17 protein-coding genes, 1 tRNA gene and 1 pseudogene are annotated in these 17,297 nt (G+C 66.7%); 12 read left to right on the forward strand and 7 right to left on the reverse strand.

Going from position 1 to position 17,297, the window contains the following annotated elements; all coding sequences use genetic code 11:
- Positions 1–10 precede the first annotated feature (10 nt).
- Complete coding sequence (locus E0E30_RS03500) at positions 11–1,270, reverse strand: GNAT family N-acetyltransferase (RefSeq protein WP_130865115.1); 1,260 nt, start codon at positions 1,268–1,270, stop codon at positions 11–13.
- A 23-nt stretch (positions 1,271–1,293) separates the two neighbouring features.
- On the opposite strand from E0E30_RS03500, the gene E0E30_RS03505 reads away from it, so the two are divergent.
- The 6 genes from E0E30_RS03505 to E0E30_RS03530 all read left to right on the forward strand — a co-directional run bounded on the left by E0E30_RS03505 (position 1,294) and on the right by E0E30_RS03530 (position 4,982).
- The gene (locus E0E30_RS03505) at positions 1,294–2,541 is read left to right on the forward strand and encodes a glutamate-5-semialdehyde dehydrogenase (RefSeq protein WP_130865116.1); all 1,248 of its coding nucleotides are present in this window, start codon (positions 1,294–1,296) and stop codon (positions 2,539–2,541) included.
- 166 nt (positions 2,542–2,707) lie between these two features.
- On the forward strand, positions 2,708–3,385 hold the full coding sequence (gene nadD / locus E0E30_RS03510; protein ID WP_130865117.1) for a nicotinate-nucleotide adenylyltransferase: 678 nt from the start codon (positions 2,708–2,710) through the stop codon (positions 3,383–3,385).
- On the forward strand, positions 3,382–3,801 hold the full coding sequence (gene rsfS / locus E0E30_RS03515; protein WP_130865118.1) for a ribosome silencing factor: 420 nt from the start codon (positions 3,382–3,384) through the stop codon (positions 3,799–3,801). The genes nadD and rsfS overlap by 4 nt, the downstream gene beginning before the upstream one ends.
- Complete coding sequence (locus E0E30_RS03520; RefSeq protein ID WP_130865119.1) at positions 3,798–4,466, forward strand: histidine phosphatase family protein; 669 nt, start codon at positions 3,798–3,800, stop codon at positions 4,464–4,466. The genes rsfS and E0E30_RS03520 overlap by 4 nt, the downstream gene beginning before the upstream one ends.
- Positions 4,467–4,542: 76 nt before the next feature.
- A tRNA-Ala gene (locus tag E0E30_RS03525) sits at positions 4,543–4,618 on the forward strand.
- 97 nt (positions 4,619–4,715) lie between these two features.
- Complete coding sequence (locus E0E30_RS03530) at positions 4,716–4,982, forward strand: hypothetical protein (RefSeq protein ID WP_130865120.1); 267 nt, start codon at positions 4,716–4,718, stop codon at positions 4,980–4,982.
- A 264-nt stretch (positions 4,983–5,246) separates the two neighbouring features.
- On the opposite strand, the pseudogene E0E30_RS13865 reads toward E0E30_RS03530, so the two are convergent.
- A pseudogene (locus E0E30_RS13865) lies at positions 5,247–6,326 on the reverse strand (recombinase family protein); the annotation flags it as partial.
- A gap of 247 nt (positions 6,327–6,573) precedes the next feature.
- On the opposite strand from E0E30_RS13865, the gene E0E30_RS03540 reads away from it, so the two are divergent.
- Entirely contained in the window at positions 6,574–7,881 is a 1,308-nt protein-coding gene (locus E0E30_RS03540) for an ISL3 family transposase (protein ID WP_130865121.1), read from the forward strand.
- A gap of 57 nt (positions 7,882–7,938) precedes the next feature.
- Here E0E30_RS03540 and E0E30_RS03545 read toward each other — a convergent pair whose 3' ends face one another.
- From E0E30_RS03545 to E0E30_RS03555, 4 genes are all read right to left on the reverse strand, one after another.
- Entirely contained in the window at positions 7,939–8,142 is a 204-nt protein-coding gene (locus tag E0E30_RS03545; protein WP_210115764.1) for a hypothetical protein, read from the reverse strand.
- A 2-nt stretch (positions 8,143–8,144) separates the two neighbouring features.
- On the reverse strand, positions 8,145–8,726 hold the full coding sequence (locus E0E30_RS03550; RefSeq protein WP_130865122.1) for a hypothetical protein: 582 nt from the start codon (positions 8,724–8,726) through the stop codon (positions 8,145–8,147).
- 126 nt (positions 8,727–8,852) lie between these two features.
- A complete protein-coding gene (locus E0E30_RS13585) occupies positions 8,853–9,080 on the reverse strand; it encodes a helix-turn-helix domain-containing protein (protein WP_280953299.1) in 228 nt (75 codons plus the stop codon).
- Positions 9,081–9,083: 3 nt separating this feature from the next.
- The gene (locus E0E30_RS03555) at positions 9,084–9,821 is read right to left on the reverse strand and encodes an AraC family transcriptional regulator (RefSeq protein WP_245306486.1); all 738 of its coding nucleotides are present in this window, start codon (positions 9,819–9,821) and stop codon (positions 9,084–9,086) included.
- A 144-nt stretch (positions 9,822–9,965) separates the two neighbouring features.
- Between E0E30_RS03555 and E0E30_RS03560 the strand changes: the two genes are divergently transcribed.
- Genes E0E30_RS03560 through E0E30_RS03580 form a run of 5 tightly spaced genes read left to right on the forward strand, consistent with a single transcriptional unit; the run spans position 9,966 to position 15,900 of the window.
- Positions 9,966–10,220: a helix-turn-helix domain-containing protein gene (locus E0E30_RS03560; protein ID WP_130865123.1), complete on the forward strand. Its 255-nt coding sequence runs from the start codon at positions 9,966–9,968 to the stop codon at positions 10,218–10,220.
- Positions 10,217–10,870, forward strand: a complete 654-nt coding sequence (locus tag E0E30_RS03565; RefSeq protein WP_130865124.1) for an N-6 DNA methylase — start codon at positions 10,217–10,219, stop codon at positions 10,868–10,870. The genes E0E30_RS03560 and E0E30_RS03565 overlap by 4 nt, the downstream gene beginning before the upstream one ends.
- Positions 10,867–12,534, forward strand: coding sequence for an Eco57I restriction-modification methylase domain-containing protein (locus E0E30_RS03570; RefSeq protein WP_130865125.1), 1,668 nt, complete (start codon positions 10,867–10,869; stop codon positions 12,532–12,534). The genes E0E30_RS03565 and E0E30_RS03570 overlap by 4 nt, the downstream gene beginning before the upstream one ends.
- The gene (locus E0E30_RS03575; RefSeq protein ID WP_130865126.1) at positions 12,527–15,088 is read left to right on the forward strand and encodes a restriction endonuclease; all 2,562 of its coding nucleotides are present in this window, start codon (positions 12,527–12,529) and stop codon (positions 15,086–15,088) included. Before E0E30_RS03570 ends, E0E30_RS03575 begins: the two co-directional genes overlap by 8 nt.
- Positions 15,089–15,129: 41 nt before the next feature.
- A complete protein-coding gene (locus E0E30_RS03580) occupies positions 15,130–15,900 on the forward strand; it encodes a hypothetical protein (protein WP_130865127.1) in 771 nt (256 codons plus the stop codon).
- On the opposite strand, the gene E0E30_RS03585 is transcribed toward E0E30_RS03580, so the two are convergent.
- On the reverse strand, positions 15,837–17,144 hold the full coding sequence (locus tag E0E30_RS03585; protein ID WP_130865128.1) for an ISL3 family transposase: 1,308 nt from the start codon (positions 17,142–17,144) through the stop codon (positions 15,837–15,839). The genes E0E30_RS03580 and E0E30_RS03585 overlap by 64 nt on opposite strands.
- Positions 17,145–17,297: the final 153 nt, after the last annotated feature.

The following is a 17,297-nucleotide window of genomic DNA, read 5'->3' on the forward strand; positions in this document are numbered from 1 at the left end:
CGAGACCGGCTCAGAACCCCGTCGTCGACCAGGGCAGTTCGGCCCGACGCAGCAGACGGTCGAGGTCCGCGACGCCGTCCGTGTCGCCCTCGACCAGACCGACCCGGGCCAGGGTGAGCACGGAGACCCCGCCGAGGATGGCCGCCGACAGGCCGCGCACGTCGATCCTCACATCGGCGGCCGTCGTGGACGTGACGTGGCCCCGGCCGCCCTCGGTCTCGAGCAACCATCGACCACCGGCCAACCCCAGGGGATCGACGACCTCGAGAGTCACCGCGGCGTCGACCCGGTAGTCGCGCGCCGACAGGACGGCGGCCGGGTCGAGGACACGCAGCCACAGATGGTCGTGGACGCTCGTCACCTTGTACCGGCGGTGGTCGACGAGCACCCAGGGGAGCGGGTCGTCGAGCGGACCCTTGCGCCAGGTCACGGTGTCGATGAGGTCGAGGGAGCCCAGCAGGTGCCACAACGACAGGTATGCCGACCAGGAGGTGACGACGAGGTCCTGGATCGTCGCGGCCGGCTTGTCGTCGCTCCAGGCGGTCCACGTGACGTAGCCGTCGAGGGCGCCGGCGTCGTCCCAGTGGGCGGCTGCGTGGAGCTTGGGGTCGGCCGAGCCCTTCTCGTCGACGAGCCCCAGGTAGGTCGGCATCGTCGTCGGGTCCCGGTGCACCGAACCGGTCCAGCGGCGGTGGGCTGCGTCGAACACCTCGACGGCGACGGCCTCGAGCTCGTCGGGGTCGACGAACTCGGTCGTGCCCACCGCACGGGTCGCCATCGGGAGCCCGCCGCGGGTGTCGACCTCGGCCCGCTGCAACCGGGTGGCGGGGGCGAAGCCGAAGCGTCCGTAGATCGTCGCCTCGCTGGCCGTCAGACCCGCCACCGGAACACCGTGCTCGTGGGCCCGGTGCAGGGAGGCCGTCATGAGCTGACGCAGCAGCCCGCGGCGTCGATGGGTCGCGCGCACCGTGACCGCCGAGATCTGGTGCAGGTCGACCAGGGCGCCGCCCAGGTCGAGCGACCCGGTCCAGTCGACGAAGGTCGCCACCGGACGGTCGACGCCGACGGCGTGGGCCGGGACGGCGTCGACGTAGGCGCCACGCAGGGTGGCGCCGACCGCATGCATCGTCGCCAGCTCGCGACGGACGAACTCATCGCTGGGCTTCTCGCCGTGGAATCCCCGCTCGACGGTGCGGCACCAGTCGGCGAACCACGGGTTCTCGTCGAGGCTGTCGCTGGTCACGGTGCGGTTGCGCATCTCATAGCTCATGACGACAACTTACGATGAGACCCATGACCTCCGCATTCATGACCCAGGCCCGGAACGCCAAGGACGCCGCCGCGGTGCTGCGTCGGGCCGATCGCGCCGTCAAGGACGCCGCCCTGCACGCCATGGCCGCCCGGCTGCGCGAGGGGGTCGACGCCGTCCTGGTCGCCAATGCCGCCGACGTCGACCGGGGCCGGGCCGCCGGGATGAGCCGGGCCCTCGTCGACCGCCTCACCCTCGACGCCGCACGGGTCGAGGCCATGGCCGTCGGTCTCGAGGAGCTCGCCGCCCTGCCCGACCCCATCGGGGAGGTCATCCGCGGCTGGGTCAACCCGCAGGGTCTGCGGATCGAGCAGGTGCGGGTGCCGATGGGCGTCATCGGGATCGTCTACGAGGCCCGACCCAATGTCACCGCCGACGCCGCCGGGATCTGCCTCAAGGCGGGCAGTGCCGCGCTGCTGCGCGGGTCCTCCTCGGCCCTGGAATCGAACCGTGCCGTCATGGCGGCACTGCGCCGGGGCGCGGTCGATGCCGGGCTGCCGGCGGACGTCGTCAACCTCGTGGAGGGTGGGCACGACGTCACCGACGAGATGATGCACGCCCGGGGACTGGTCGACCTGCTCATCCCGCGTGGTGGGGCCGGGCTCATCCAGGCCGTCGTCACCGGGTCGAGCGTGCCGGTCATCGAGACCGGGGTCGGCAACTGCCACCTCGTCATCGACGCCGACGCCGACCTCGACATGGCCATCGCCATCGCCCTCAACGCCAAGACCCAGCGGCCCAGCGTCTGCAATGCCCTCGAGACGGTGCTCGTCCATGCCGGGGTCGCCGACGTCGCCGTGCCGCGGCTCGTCGAGGCCATGACCGCCGCCGGGGTCACCGTCCACGGGGATCCGGCGTCGGTGGCCCTCGACGAGCGCGTCGTGCCCGCCGAGCCCGACGAGTACGACGCCGAATATCTGTCCCTCGACCTGGCCCTCAAGGTCGTCGGGTCGCTCGAGGAGGCCATCGACCACATCGGGCGGTACGGGTCGGGACACTCCGAGGCGATCATCACCCGGTCCCTGGCCTCCGCCGAGCTCTTCACCGCGAGCGTCGACGCCGCCGCGGTCCTCGTCAACGCCTCGAGCCGATTCGTCGACGGCGGACAGTTCGGCTTCGGGGCCGAGATCGGCATCTCCACCCAGAAGCTCCATGCTCGCGGGCCGATGGGACTGGTCGAGATGACGTCGACGACCTACCGCATCCTCGGGGATGGCCAGACGCGGTCGTGAGGGTGCCGGGAGCACGGATCGGCGTGCGATCTCGGCTATGGTGAGGGGCCATGAGCATCATTCCCCTCCTGACGACGACGTGGATCGTCGGCGTGGTGGCCCTCGTCGTGCTTCTCATCTGCCTGCTCGTCGTGCGGTCCATCGGCAACGGACGTCCGCACAGCTGATGTCGTCGGTCGAGCTCGGCCTGGCCCGCGCCCACGACGGACGCAGGTACCGGCTGGGGGTCATGGGTGGCACCTTCGACCCCATCCACCACGGCCACCTCGTGGCGGCCTCCGAGGTGGCCGCGCGCTTCGATCTCGACGAGGTCGTCTTCGTGCCCACCGGCGTGCCCTGGCAGAAGAAGGGACGCAACGTCTCCCAGCCCGAGGACCGTTACCTCATGACGGTCATCGCGACGGCGTCGAATCCGTCGTTCTCGGTGTCGCGGGTCGACATCGACCGCGAGGGGGACACGTACACCGTCGACACCCTCAAGGACCTGCGTCGGGAACGGGGCGAGGACGTCGACCTCTTCTTCATCACCGGTGCCGACGCGCTGCGCCAGATCCTCACCTGGCGCGGGGCCGACGAGCTCTTCGACCTGGCGACCTTCATCGGGGTGTCGCGGCCCGGGGTGCCCCTGGGGCCCAAGGACATCTCACACCTGCCGGCCGACAAGGTCACCCTGCTCGAGGTGCCGGCCATGGCCATCTCGTCGACGGACTGCCGCCGACGGGTCACCGAGCAGCTGCCGATCTGGTACCTCGTGCCCGACGGCATCGTCCAGTACATCAACAAGCGTGGGCTCTACCTGACGCCCGACGCGCCGGCGTCCGACGCCGGGAAGGGAGACCATTGACCGCCGCCGATCAGGCCATCGAGCTCGCACGGGTCGCCGCGGCGGCCGCAGCCGACAAGAAGGGCACGGACATCCATGCCATGGACGTGTCCGAGCACCTGGCCATCACGGACATCTTCCTGCTCGTCTCGGCCGCCAACGAGCGACAGGTGGGAGCCATCGTCGACGCGGTGTCGGAGGCGCTGGCGCAGCGCGGGATCAAGGCGGCGCGAACCGAGGGCGAGCGGGAGAACCGGTGGGTGCTCCTCGACTTCATCGACGTCGTCGTCCACGTGCAGCACCAGGAGGAGCGTCAGACCTACTCCCTGGAGAGACTGTGGAAGGACTGCCCGCAGGTCGACCTCGGGCTCGAGGAGACCCCCGGAGGCGACGCCGTCGCGGGGGCGGGGGAGCCCGGGGAGGACGCGGACTCGTGAGGTCCGACCGGACCCGGCTCGTGCTCGTGCGGCACGGGAGGACCGCGTACAACGTCGAGGGTCGGCTCCAGGGGCGTCTCGACATGCCGCTGGACGAGGTGGGACGGCGTCAGGCCGTGGCCGTCGCCCAGGTCATCGCCGACATGGACCCCGACGCCGTCATCGCCTCGCCGCTGCAGCGCGCCCACGACACGGCCAGGGCCATCGGTGCGCGCGCCGGGGTGGGCATCGAGCTGGACGACCGGCTCGTCGAGGTCGACGTCGGCCGCTGGGCCGGGCACCGGGCGGCCGATCTGCGCCGCGACGACCCCGAGTACGCCGCCGGCATGGTGAGCCCCACCGACTACCGGCGGGCCGGGGGAGAGACCGCCGGGGAGGTCGCCGAGCGGATCGTCGAGGCGTGTCGGGATGCGGTGGTGCGGTACACGGGCGGAACCGTGGTGGTCGTCTCGCACGGCTTCGCCCTGCGCACCGGGGTGTGCTGGTTGCTCGGCGGCGACTACGCGGCGTCGCGCCAGCTCGGCGGGCTGGGGAACTGCTCGTGGACGATCATCGACCGGTTGGCCGACGACGTCGTCGAGTCCAAGGGGTTCACCTCTCCGTGGCGTCTCATGGGCTACAACTGCACGGTCCCGGCCGTCCTCGATGCCGATTTTGCAAAGTGACGGCGAACCGCTAGAGTTCTACGAGTCGCCCGGGAAACCGGGAGGCGCCTGAGACTGGCTTGAACAGCGAGTTTCCGGGGCATTGGCGCAGTTGGTAGCGCGCTTCCATGGCATGGAAGAGGTCAGGGGTTCGAATCCCCTATGCTCCACCAAGAGTGACATTTTCGAACCCTGCCCCGCAGACCAGCGGGCAGGGTTCGAAGTGTCTTCGGGGTCAGACGCTTCGACAGAGACGATCCGTGTGTGACCATGGGTGACGCAGTCCAACGCCGCCTGGACGGCCTGGTCGGGCTGGTAGCGGACGGTCTCCTCGTCGTCAAGGATGATCTTGTCGAAGAGGGCTCGGTTGAGGATACGGCGTTCAGCAGGTTCGCATCGCGCGTAGACGTCGCCGAGATCGGTGAGGATGTCGGCGAGCTGGTCGAGGCCCTCACGGGCGTCCTCGTAGCTGGTGGCGACGTTCTCCAGCCGGTGTTCGATGGCGTCGAGGGTGGTGCGGATGCGTTCCTGCTCTGACTTGAGGAGGTCGAGCGGGATGGCGTCGGCGTAGTGGGCTTGGACGAGCTTGAGTCGCTCGGCGTCGAGCTTCTCCTTCTGGGTGGTCAGGAGTGCACGTTCGTCGTCGGTGGTGGCTTCGAGCTGGTCGAAGACGGCTCCGAGCACCTCGCGGACACGATCGGCCTCGTCGGGGGTGAGGCCGTTGGCGCCGTAGGTGGAGTCGATCCGGTCCTCGATGCGGTCGGTGAGGATGGCGGACCGCGTGCAGCCGTTCTTCTTGCGGCGCCCGGAGCAGGTGAAGTACTCGTAGGTGATGCCGGACTTGCCGGTGGGGCATTCGATCATCATCTTCGCCCCGCACGAGCAGTAGAGCGTTCCCTTGAGGTAGTGGTCGTGGGTGCGGGGCTTCTCTCCGCGCTGGTTCTTGGCGGCCAGTTCGGTCTGGACGCGTAGCCACGTCTCGGTGTCGACAAGAGGGTCGTGAGCGCCGTCGTAGGTGACGCCGCGGAACGTGACGCTGCCTTGGTAGTAGGGGTTGGTGAGGATTTTGTGCAGTGCCTTCGTCGTCACGGGCTTCGACGGGAAGGACGGCGTCGGCCTGGTGGTGAGTCCTCGGGCTTCCAGCTCGGCGGCGAGGGAGGAGAGGGTCCAGTCGCCGGTGGCGTAGGCGGCGAAGGCAAACGTGATGAGGTCGGCCCGCTCGGGATCGACGGTGACGTCTCGGATCTCGTGGCCCTTCGCGTCGGTGGTGCGTACGTTCAGGTACCCGAGGGGTGCTTTGGCAGGAGTGCCGCCCATGCTGGCTTTCTGGGTCATTCCTTTGAGGACTTCTTGAGCGAGGTTCAGGGAGTAGAACTCGGCCATGGAGGCGAGGATGCCGTGCATGAGCATCCCTGAGGGTGTCTCGTCGATGTTCTCCGTCACGGAGACCAAGCTGATGTTCGCATCCCGAAGCGTCGCGTGGATGATCGCGTCGTCGAGGCGGTTGCGAGCCAGGCGGTCGACCTTGTTGATGATGCAGTACTGGACGGGGTTCTCGGTGACGTAGTCGAGCATGTCCTGGAGGGCGCGGCGTTGCGCCGTCTTGGCGGACTCGCCAGGCTCGATGAACTCCTTGACGATGACGGCGCCAAGCTGGTCAGCCTTTCGCTGAGCCGCCTCGCGCTGGGCGGGGACCGACAGGCCCTCTTCAAGACCGTTTCGCGTGGCCTGATCCTTGGTGGAGACCCGAAGGTAGCTGATCGCAGGGACCAGACCATTCGTGTCAGTCGCGCCCGTGGCCTGCTGGATCTTGGCGGCGGTGGCGGCGAGCTTGCGCAGCTCGCCCATATCGAATCCGGACGGGAGGGACGTGAGAGTCATGGTGACCGCCTTTCACGGACCCCTGAGAGGGGTCTTGTGGGGCGCCGGATGGCGGTCACGTCAAGAAGCAGGAAGAACACCCCGAGTGCGGGGCTTAAGAGGCTCTTCAGGATCCAGGGTGTAGTTGTGACTTGACTGTGTGAGAGTCTGCTGTAGTTGGCCTGTGGGGCCGGGGTGCGTGGGGGGAGGACCCTGCGCGAGGATCGGAGTGTCTTAAGTCCCGTCCTCGTGAATCGCAAGGCCCTCCATGAACCACGCTACCTTCGGCGCCCCCGACCTGACCACATTCGCCCGTCTCGACGAACTCGGTCTGGAGGTCACCGGCCAGCTGATCAGTGACGAGGAGACGGTCCTGGCCTGCCGGGTCGTCGCCCCCGACGACTGGTGCCACTGGTGCGGATGCCAGGGGGTCCCTCGTGACACGGTGATCCGCCGGCTGGCCCATACCCCGATGGGCCACCGGCCCACGATCCTTCAGATCCGGGTACGCCGGTACCGGTGCACCGGCTGCGGACACGTGTGGCGCCAGAACACCGACCAGGCCGCCCAGGCCAGGGCGAAACTGTCGCGGGGAGGGCTGGCCTGGGCACTGGAGGGCCTGGTGCTCGATCACCTTCCGGTCTCCCGTATCGCCGCTGGTCTGGGGGTGGACTGGACCACCGCCAACGATGCGGTGCTGGCCGAGGGCACCCGCCGGCTCATCGACGACCCGCACCGCTTCGAGGGCGTGGAGGTCATCGGGGTCGACGAGCACGTGTGGCGCCACACCAGCCGTGGTGACAAGTACGTCACCGTGATCATCGACCTGACACCGCTTCGCGACGCCACCGGGGCCTCCCGGCTGCTCGACATGGTGGCGGGACGTTCCAAGAAGGTGTTCAAGACCTGGCTGGCCGGCCGCGACCAGGCCTGGCGCGACCGCATCCAGATCGTGGCGATGGACGGGTTCACCGGCTTCAAGACCGCAGCCGCCGAAGAACTCCCGGCCGCGGTCGAGGTCATGGACCCCTTTCACGTCGTGCAGCTCGCCGGCGACCAGCTCGATGTCACCCGCCAACGCATCCAGCAGGACACCACGGGCCACCGGGGCCGGGCGGGCGACCCCCTGTTCGGGGTCAGGCTGACCCTGCACACGGGCCGGGACCTGCTCACCGACCGGCAGGCCGCCCGCCTGGAACAGGTGTTCGCCGCCGACGCCCACGCCCCGGTCCAGGTCACCTGGGCCGTCTACCAGGAGATCGTGGCCGCCTACCGCGCCGAGAACCGTGCCGAGGGCAGACGCATCATGGCCCACCTCATCGACGCGATCGCCACCAAAGTCCCGAAGGCCCTGCCCGAAGTCACCACTCTGGGCCACACCCTGAAGAAGAGAGCCGACGACATCCTGGCCTACTTCGACCACCCCGGGACCTCGAACGGGCCCAGTGAAGCCATCAACGGCAGACTCGAACACCTCCGCGGCATCGCCCTGGGATTCCGCAACCTCACCCACTACATCACCAGATCACTCCTGGAGACCGGAGGATTCAGACCCCGACTACACCCTGGATCCTGAAGAGCCGCTTAAGAGTCTGGTGCCAACGACGCCGGTTAGTTGAGCTTGCCCAACAGTCTACCGGGCGCTGACGAGAAGATCCCGGACGTGGGAACCGGCGTTCCCGGTGGTCGTGCCGTTGCCCGCAGCGCGCAGGGCGATGCGGATGAGAACCTCGGCGACCTTCTCGGCGTCGATCTCGCTGCCTTTGATGTAGCGCACGCGGACCGGCCGGTTGGCGTCCGACCGGTCCGTCGTGCGCTTGTAGGAGCGGACCATCATCCTCACCCGCCCTGGGCACTCTCGGGGCGGTCGTGGATCTCGCCGGTGCGTTCGTCGATGCTCGCATAGAACGCGTCTTCGGCCTCTTGCCTCGGGTGGACCTCGTCGAGGACGTACTGGACGAAGTCCTGATCCCGGTCGGTGATCGCGGTCTCGTCCGCGTGTTCGGCGGGCTCTTCCCCGGGCCATGTGGTTTGTCGCGTGGGGCGGTCGCGATCCAGGCGGGTTCCGGAGGCTGTCACCCAGCCACGCAGGCGTTGGCGGGCGTCAGCGAAGTCGCGGTGCCAGCCCAGCGGCGCGGAGCCGTTCTGGTCAGGGTCGTAGGCGCAGAGCCAGTGCAGGTGGAGGGCGGAGAGTTCCCAGAGGAGTTCGGGGTGGCGGTGCCAGTAGGGCGGGATGACGGAGGCTGGGAGCCCGTAGGTGTGGCCCAGCCAGTCGACCCACCGGTTCAGCTCAAGGAGTTCCTGCTCCAGGTCGGTGGCGGTCAACAGATTCCAGTTGACAGGGTGCGGCGGCTCGGCGATGAGATTTTGCGTGTCGTCGTAGTCAGGCTCCTCGTCGAAGCCCGGCGTGTGAGTGGTCATGGTGCGGTCCTCTCCAGGTTCAGCGGCCGAGCACGGGAGCGCTGGGGCTCGCTGGCGGGGTTGGCCGTCAGGGACCCGGCGTGACACCTGACGCATCCTTCACTCATAGCAACGCGATAGTGGGTTCTACGAGGGGTCGGGGGTGTTCTCGTCCGTTTCCGGTCCAGGTGTGGCCAGATCCAGACCATGAGCCCGCCGCCGGTACTCATCGGGCGAGAGCCCGAGTTCGCGGACGAACTGGTGGCGGGCATGCGAGCGTCCCTCCCATCCGACCTGGCGGCCCACCGCTTCCACCGACCATCCTGGCTTCTCCCGCAGCAGGCGCGCCATCTCCTTGGCGCGAAGCGCCGCCAGGAACTACACCGGCGGCAGCCCGTAGGACTCGTTGAACACGCGGGCCAGGTGCCGCCCGGAAATGTGGGCGACCTGCGCCATGTCCTCCAGCGACCACCTGCGCGACAGGTCCGCTTGGATGGCGTCCCCAACGGCGACGATCTCGGGCCGCAGCGGCGGGAACCGCCCGCCCACGCCGTCCCCAGCCAGGGACACGACGGGTTCGCCGGGCAGCTCCCGGTATGGCATCAGCGAGACCAGGTCGGCCAGGAACGCCGCGAACACCGCCTCGATGTCGTAGAACCCGCCCCCAGCGTCCTGGATGGCCTCGGTGCGGTCCAGCAGGTCCAGCATGTCAGCCGTCGCCTGCGCGGGCGGGGTGGTGGCCCACATGTTGTGGCGGAATGCCTTGGTAGCGATCAGCTCGGCCTCGTGACGATCCCGCAGCAGCCCATTCAGCCGCCACGTGAGCTGGTCCAGCAGGTAGTCCAAGTTCACGAACGCCGTCGTCACCGTCGCGCTGCGCTCCGGAATCGCCCCACACAAGGTACCGGCGCAGACGATCACCAGCATCCCCGGCCGGGCATGGGCAGTCCCGTGACGAGAGTGCACGAACAAGCGGCCCTCACGCACCAGCATGAACCGCAAGCACGTGTACGCCACCGGCTCCACCACCCTGGTGGAAGACTCTGTCTCAACATGGATCGGCCCGGGTGCCCGCTGCCTGACAGCACCTGCGCTGCCCGGGAAGATCCTCTCCATACCCCCATTGTCTCGCACTCACACCCCATTCGACGGGGATCGAACACAGTTGATTCCCGTTCAAACCCGATCTGAAACGGTCTGATCCGCTAGACTGGGCCCGTTTGGAGCTGTGCTGCCCCTACCGATCCAAGGAGGCACCTCGTGAGCGAGCCCTGGCTGTCCACAGATGAGATCGCGGCCCACCTCGGCATCACCAAAGACACCGTCTACGCGTGGATCGCCGACAAGGGCATGCCCGCCCACAAGATCGGGCGCCTGTGGAAGTGCCAAGCCACCGAGGTCGACGAGTGGGTGCGCACCGGCGCCGCAGCCAGCGACAGCCCGCACACACATGACGGTGGTGGCCCCTACCCTGAGCAGGCAGGCACCGGGCCGAAACGGAAGGAGGGGCGATGAACGCCAGCGAGACCGAACGCCTGGTCAAGTCCAAGCAGCGCGTCGCCGAGCACGGCGAAGTCTTCACCCCCTCCTGGATGGTCGAAGACATGCTCAACCTCGTCCAAGAAGAATCTGAACGCATCGACTCCCGTGTCCTGGAGCCAGCCTGCGGGTCGGGGAACTTCCTCGTCCCCGTCCTGACCCGCAAACTCCTGACCGTGGCCGCCAAGCACGGCAAGAGCGACTTCGAGAAGCGCCACTACGCCCTGTTCGCCCTCATGTGCACCTACGGCATCGAACTCCTACCCGACAACGCCGCCGAATGCCGCGACAACCTCGCCACCCTGTTCAACGCCTTCCTCGGCATCGACCAGGATGACGACTGGGCCCGCGCCGCCCGAGCGGTGCTGGAGGTCAACATCGTCCAAGGTGACGCCCTGACCATGACCACCCCGAGCGGTGGCCCGATCACGTTCGCCGAATGGGGATACTTGGGCAAGGGAAAGTTCCAGCGCCGCGACTTCCGCTACGACGAGCTGACCCAGCGCTCCGCATGGGAGGCCGAAGGCTCTCTGTTCGCCGACATGGGAGCCGACCTCTTCGCACCCCAGACGACCTACCCGACGATGACCGTGGCAGACCTGGCCGGGCAGGTGAACGCCGCATGAGCATCACCCAAGCCCCGTTCGCACTGCGCGGTCACAACCCCGACGTGCTGACTTGCATTGCGAATCTGTCCAACGACGAAGTGTTCACCCCACCCGAGCTGGCCAACGCCATGCTCGACCTCCTCGCTCAGCGGTGGGCCGACGCTCACGACGGCGCCGACATCTGGTCCGACCCCAACGTCACGTTCCTGGACCCGTTCACGAAGTCCGGTGTGTTCCTGCGCGAGATCACCCGCCGCCTCACTAACGGCCTCGCCCGCGTCTTCCCTGACCGGGCGGAGCGGGTCGACCACATCCTCACCCGGCAGGTCTACGGCATCGGCATCACCCAGCTCACCGCCCTGCTGGCCCGCCGCTCCGTGTACTGCTCCAAGTACGCCAACGGACCCCACTCCATCGCCAGATCGTTCGACAGCGAGGACGGGAACATCTGGTTCCAGCGCACCGAACACACCTGGACCGGGGGCACGCGCGAATACCGCGCCGACCCCCTGACCAGTGACGAGAAGGTCGTCTACACGCACCGCAAGTGCCGCTACTGCGGCGCCAGCGAAGACTCGTACAACCGAGGCGATCAGCTGGAGACCCACGCCTACGCCTTCATCCACACCGACGACATCAACGCCCGCATCCGCGAGCTGTTCGGAGACACCATGCAGTTCGACGTCATCATCGGCAACCCGCCCTACCAGCTCTCCGACGGCGGATACGGGACCTCCGCAGCGCCGATCTACCAGCACTTCGTCGAGAAGGCCCTCGGCCTTGACCCACGATTCGCCGTATTCGTCACCCCCTCGCGCTGGATGGCAGGCGGCAAAGGCCTCGACGAGTACCGCAAGACCATGCTCGCCGACCACAGGATGCACGACATCGTCGACTACCCCAAGCTCTACGAAGCTTTCCCCGGGGTGAAGATCCGCGGCGGAGTTTCCTACTTCCTGTGGGACCGCGACTACGACGGCCCCTGCACCATCCAAACCATGTGGGACGGCCAGCCCGTCGGCGAACCCGTTGCTCGCTACCTAGACGCCTACGACGTCCTCGTCCGATGGAACGCCGCCGTTCCCATCCTCGACAAAGTGCGAGCCAAGCACGAGCCAACGCTCGACGCCCGAGTTTCGACCGGCAAACCTTTCGGTCTTAGGACCTTCTTCCATGGCAAGAAGACGAATCGAGGGATCTTGAATCCGGTTGAGCTCTTTGGCTCTCGCGATGTAACGTGGATTGATCGATCAGAGCTCAAGGCCAATGATGCCTGGGTGGACGACTGGAAAGTTCTCATGACGGCGGTTCAGGGCACGAGCGCCGCCGTTGAGACCAAGTTCCTCTCCAAGCCGATCATCGCCGGACCCGGTACGGCCTGCACCGAGACCTACCTCATTGCAGGCAAGTTCGACACTGAGCTGGCCGCCAAGAGGTACGCGATGTACCTCAGTTCCCGGTTCGCACGATTCCTTGTCTCGCTTCGCAAGTCCACACAGCACGCCACTCGCGACGTCTACGCCTTTGTCCCGGACATCCCGCTCGACCGCGACTGGACTGACCAGATGCTCTACCAGCGCTACGGGCTGACTGACGGGGAAATCGAGTTCATCGAGTCTCAAGTCGCGCCGCACGACAGCACCCTGTTCGACGACATTGAGGCAGACGACGCCGATGAGTAGGCCTGACGATGAGCTGTTCCCTGTCAAGCCTGCGGCGCGGCTGCGGATCTACGCGTGGACCCCGAACGATCCGCCCGCCGACTACGTGGGGTTGATCAAGGTCGGTCAGACGACGAAGGCGGACGTCAACGAGCGCATCCGCGAGTCGCAGGGCCAGATGCAGCAGCCCTACACGCTCCACGTCAACGAGCCCGCCGAACGCGACGACGGGTCGATCTTCCGCGACAGTGACGTCCGGCGCCGCCTGACCGCGAAGGGCTTCGAGAACCCGGTCTTCGGGTCGGCCCGGGAGTGGATGCGCTGCACGCCTGACGACGTGCGCACGGCGATCACGGAACTGCGCACCGGCACCCAGCTGACTGGCACGCACCACGAGACTTTCAGGATGCGTCCCGAGCAGGCCGAAGCTGTGGCGAAGACGTCCGAGTACTACGACTCGATCTGGGCTGAGGACGCCGATGCGGTACCGCGGTTCTTGTGGAACGCGAAGATGCGGTTCGGCAAGACTTTCGCCTCCTACCAGCTGGCCAAGAAGATGGGGGCCCGGCGTGTCCTGGTGGTGACGTTCAAGCCCGCCGTGGAGGACGCCTGGCAGACCGACTTGGAGTCCCACGCAGACTTCGATGGTTGGCAGTACCTGTCCAAGGCCACCGGCGGCACCCCTGACGAGATGGACCGGGATCGTCCGCTCGTGTACTTCGGGTCCTTCCAGGACCTGCTCGGGCGGGACAAGAAGACTGGGCTGATCAAGGTGAAGAACGAGTGGGTCCACACCACACCGTGGGATCTGGTGATCTTCGACGAGTATCACTTCGGGGCGTGGCGGGAGTCGGCGAAGGAACTGTTCGAGGGTGAGGACGAGAAGGTCGCCAAGAAGGAGCTGGCCGCCGAGTACCACGACGGTCTGGTCGCGTTCGATGAGGAACTCGACGAGCTGGGCAACGACGAGGACGAGTTCCTGCCCATCACGACACGCGCCTACTTGTATCTGTCGGGCACCCCGTTCAAGGCGTTGGCGACGGGCGAGTTCATTGAGGAGCAGATCTTCAACTGGGCCTACACCGACGAGCAACGCGCCAAACAGCAGTACGCGTTGGATCATCCGGGTGAGTGGAATCCGTACGGGGCGCTGCCGGAGATGCGGCTGTTCACCTACCAGATGCCTGATGAGCTGATCTCGGTGGCGAGCCAGGGCGAGTTCGATGAGTTCGACCTCAACGCGTTCTTCGAGGCCGCTGGTACCGGGGTGATGGCGGAGTTCGTGCACAAGTCGGATGTGCAGAAGTGGCTGGACATCATTCGCGGCGCCCACATGCCCACCCAGCTCGACGCGATGCGGATGGGTACCCGCCCGCCGTTCCCGTACTCGGATGCCCGGCTGCTGCCCTACCTTCAGCATTCGTTCTGGTTCCTGCCCACCGTCGCCGCCTGCCAGGCCATGGAGAACCTGCTGGCCGAGCGGCAGAACGTGTACTGGCACGACTACACCGTGCTCACCGTCGCAGGCCCCGACGCAGGAATCGGTCTGGACGCCTTGCCCCCGGTGCGTGAGGCGATCAAGGATGGGCACGACACGAAGACGATCACCCTGTCCTGCGGCAAGCTGACGACCGGGGTGACGGTCAAGCAGTGGTCCTCGATTCTCATGCTGCGCAACCTCAACTCGCCCGAGACCTACTTCCAGGCAGCGTTCCGGGTCCAGTCCCCGTGGTCGATCAAGAACCCCGACGGGGACGACCCGAGCGAGGAGCTGATCCTCAAGCCCGCCTGCTTCGTCTTTGACTTCGCGCCTACCCGGGCGTTGCGCCAGATCTCCGACTACGGAATCGGCCTGTCCCCAGAAGCCCCCAACCCTGAGCACGCGGTCGAGGAGCTGGTGAAGTTCCTGCCGGTGCTGGCCTACGACGGGTCGAACATGACGCAGGTCGATGCGGGCGGCATCCTCGACATCGCCATGTCCGGCACCTCCGCGACCCTGCTGGCCCGCAAGTGGGAGTCCGCGATCCTCGTCAACGTCGACAACGACACCCTGCGCCGCATCATGGGCAACGAGGACGCCATGAACGCCGTCATGAACATCGAAGGCTTCCGGGCCCTGGGGTCGGCGATCTTCGAGACCGTGGTCAACAAGTCCGAGCAAGTCAAAGCCACCAAGAAGGATCGCGGTGAGGACCTCACGCCGAAGGAGAAGAAGGAACTCTCCGACGAGGAGAAGGAATACAAGTCCAAGCGCAAGCAGATCCAGGAGAAACTGGTCAAGTTCGCGACCCGCATCCCCGCCTTCATGTACCTGACCGACTTCCGGGAGAACACCCTCCAAGACGTCATCACCAAGCTGGAGCCCGACCTGTTCAAGGCCGTCACCGGCCTGACCGTGGCCGACTTCAACCTGCTAGTCAACCTCGGAGTCTTCAACGCCACCCACATGAACCAGGCCGTCTTCGCCTTCCGCCGCTACGAAGACTCTTCCCTGTCCTACACCGGCATCGAATCCCACAAGGGCCTACGCCACTACGGCCTCTACGACACCGTCGTCGCCATCGACCAGGAGTGACCCCGATGGCGCACACAACGTTCGACAACACGGTGAAGTCCATGCTCGAAGACCTCTTCGGGATGCCGAGTGGCTACGTCATGGACTTCAGCAACGCGAGCTTCGCCTCGTTCGTAGAGCCGTGGATTGGCGTCGATCCTTACGACAGATACCAAGGCTCGAAGGCCGCTGTGCTCCGCCAGATCTGGGCCAAGGAGCCCTCTGAGGTCGTCGCACAGCTCAACTTGGATCTTCTGGATCACTGGCGATTCATCGCACGCCGCGACGAGAAGACGCCGACCGCCTACGAGCAAGATGTGATCGACACCGCCACCGCTATCTTCCAGTCAGCCAGCATTCCGGCACTCTCCGCTGACGACGTTGCATTCCTCAACAAGGACCTTGGCACCCTCAACCTTGATGCGCTCCCATCCGAACTCACCGCTGGGCAGGTCATCGCCGACAGGATGGGCGAGATCGACCGAGCACTGGACGCCGACGCGCCGTTGGCGGTCATCTTTCTCGTCGGCAGCACGGTCGAGGGACTGCTTTCCGAAGTTGCGATGGGTCACCGAAACGAGTTCCTCAGGTCCCCTGCGGCGCCCATGCTGAAGGGCAAGACGAAGCCATTGGATCAGTGGAGCCTGTCGGAGTTGATCGCCATCGCGCGGGCGTGTGGTGTCCTGAGCGAGGATGTCGCCAAGCACGCCGACCAAGTCCGGAACTTCCGCAACTACATCCACCCCAGACAGCAGCTCAAAGAGGCTCTTCAGGATCCAGGGTGTAGTCGGGGTCTGAATCCTCCGGTCTCCAGGAGTGATCTGGTGATGTAGTGGGTGAGGTTGCGGAATCCCAGGGCGATGCCGCGGAGGTGTTCGAGTCTGCCGTTGATGGCTTCACTGGGCCCGTTCGAGGTCCCGGGGTGGTCGAAGTAGGCCAGGATGTCGTCGGCTCTCTTCTTCAGGGTGTGGCCCAGAGTGGTGACTTCGGGCAGGGCCTTCGGGACTTTGGTGGCGATCGCGTCGATGAGGTGGGCCATGATGCGTCTGCCCTCGGCACGGTTCTCGGCGCGGTAGGCGGCCACGATCTCCTGGTAGACGGCCCAGGTGACCTGGACCGGGGCGTGCGCGTCGGCGGCGAACACCTGTTCCAGGCGGGCGGCCTGCCGGTCGGTGAGCAGGTCCCGGCCCGTGTGCAGGGTCAGCCTGACCCCGAACAGGGGGTCGCCCGCCCGGCCCCGATGGCCCGTGGTGTCCTGCTGGACGCGTTGGCGGGTGACATCGAGCTGGTCGCCGGCGAGCTGCACGACGTGAAACGGATCCACGACCTCGACCGCGGCCGGGAGTTCTTCGGCGGCTGCGGTCTTGAAGCCGGTGAACCCGTCCATCGCCACGATCTGGATGCGGTCGCGCCAGGCCTGGTCGCGGCCGGCCAGCCAGGTCTTGAACACCTTCTTGGAACGTCCCGCCACCATGTCGAGCAGCCGGGAGGCCCCGGTGGCGTCGCGAAGCGGTGTCAGGTCGATGATCACGGTGACGTACTTGTCACCACGGCTGGTGTGGCGCCACACGTGCTCGTCGACCCCGATGACCTCCACGCCCTCGAAGCGGTGCGGGTCGTCGATGAGCCGGCGGGTGCCCTCGGCCAGCACCGCATCGTTGGCGGTGGTCCAGTCCACCCCCAGACCAGCGGCGATACGGGAGACCGGCAGGTGATCGAGCACCAGGCCCTCCAGTGCCCAGGCCAGCCCTCCCCGCGACAGTTTCGCCCTGGCCTGGGCGGCCTGGTCGGTGTTCTGGCGCCACACGTGTCCGCAGCCGGTGCACCGGTACCGGCGCACCCGGATCCGGAGGATCGTGGGCCGGTGGCCCATCGGGGTATGGGCCAGCCGGCGGATCACCGTGTCACGAGGGACCCCCTGGCATCCGCACCAGTGGCACCAGTCGTCGGGGGCGACGACCCGGCAGGCCAGGACCGTCTCCTCGTCACTGATCAGCTGGCCGGTGACCTCCAGACCGAGTTCGTCGAGACGGGCGAATGTGGTCAGGTCGGGGGTGCTGAAGGTAGCGTGGTTCATGGAGGGCCTTGCGATTCACGAGGACGGGACTTAAGACACTCCGATCCTCGCGCAGGGTCCTCCCCCCACGCACCCCGGCCCCACAGGCCAACTACAGCAGACTCTCACACAGTCAAGTCACAACTACACCCTGGATCCTGAAGAGCCACATTC

This window comes from Acidipropionibacterium timonense (assembly GCF_900605005.1).
GTDB classification, from domain to species: domain Bacteria; phylum Actinomycetota; class Actinomycetes; order Propionibacteriales; family Propionibacteriaceae; genus Cutibacterium; species Cutibacterium timonense.

What these genes read in the sequence shown, in the direction of transcription:
- E0E30_RS03585 (WP_130865128.1), bottom strand. Translation starts at nt 17,144, where the DNA reads ATGAACCACGCTACCTTCAGCACCCCCGACCTGACCACATTCGCCCGT.
- E0E30_RS03540 (WP_130865121.1), top strand. Translation starts at nt 6,574, where the DNA reads ATGAACCACGCTACCTTCGGCGCCCCCGACCTGACCACATTCGCCCGT.
- E0E30_RS03555 (WP_245306486.1), bottom strand. Translation starts at nt 9,821, where the DNA reads ATGGAGAGGATCTTCCCGGGCAGCGCAGGTGCTGTCAGGCAGCGGGCA.
- E0E30_RS03570 (WP_130865125.1), top strand. Translation starts at nt 10,867, where the DNA reads ATGAGCATCACCCAAGCCCCGTTCGCACTGCGCGGTCACAACCCCGAC.
- E0E30_RS03550 (WP_130865122.1), bottom strand. Translation starts at nt 8,726, where the DNA reads ATGACCACTCACACGCCGGGCTTCGACGAGGAGCCTGACTACGACGAC.
- E0E30_RS03500 (WP_130865115.1), bottom strand. Translation starts at nt 1,270, where the DNA reads ATGAGCTATGAGATGCGCAACCGCACCGTGACCAGCGACAGCCTCGAC.
- nadD (WP_130865117.1), top strand. Translation starts at nt 2,708, where the DNA reads ATGTCGTCGGTCGAGCTCGGCCTGGCCCGCGCCCACGACGGACGCAGG.
- E0E30_RS03580 (WP_130865127.1), top strand. Translation starts at nt 15,130, where the DNA reads ATGCTCGAAGACCTCTTCGGGATGCCGAGTGGCTACGTCATGGACTTC.
- E0E30_RS03565 (WP_130865124.1), top strand. Translation starts at nt 10,217, where the DNA reads ATGAACGCCAGCGAGACCGAACGCCTGGTCAAGTCCAAGCAGCGCGTC.
- E0E30_RS03530 (WP_130865120.1), top strand. Translation starts at nt 4,716, where the DNA reads ATGGGTGACGCAGTCCAACGCCGCCTGGACGGCCTGGTCGGGCTGGTA.
- E0E30_RS03575 (WP_130865126.1), top strand. Translation starts at nt 12,527, where the DNA reads ATGAGTAGGCCTGACGATGAGCTGTTCCCTGTCAAGCCTGCGGCGCGG.
- E0E30_RS03545 (WP_210115764.1), bottom strand. Translation starts at nt 8,142, where the DNA reads ATGATGGTCCGCTCCTACAAGCGCACGACGGACCGGTCGGACGCCAAC.
- E0E30_RS03505 (WP_130865116.1), top strand. Translation starts at nt 1,294, where the DNA reads ATGACCTCCGCATTCATGACCCAGGCCCGGAACGCCAAGGACGCCGCC.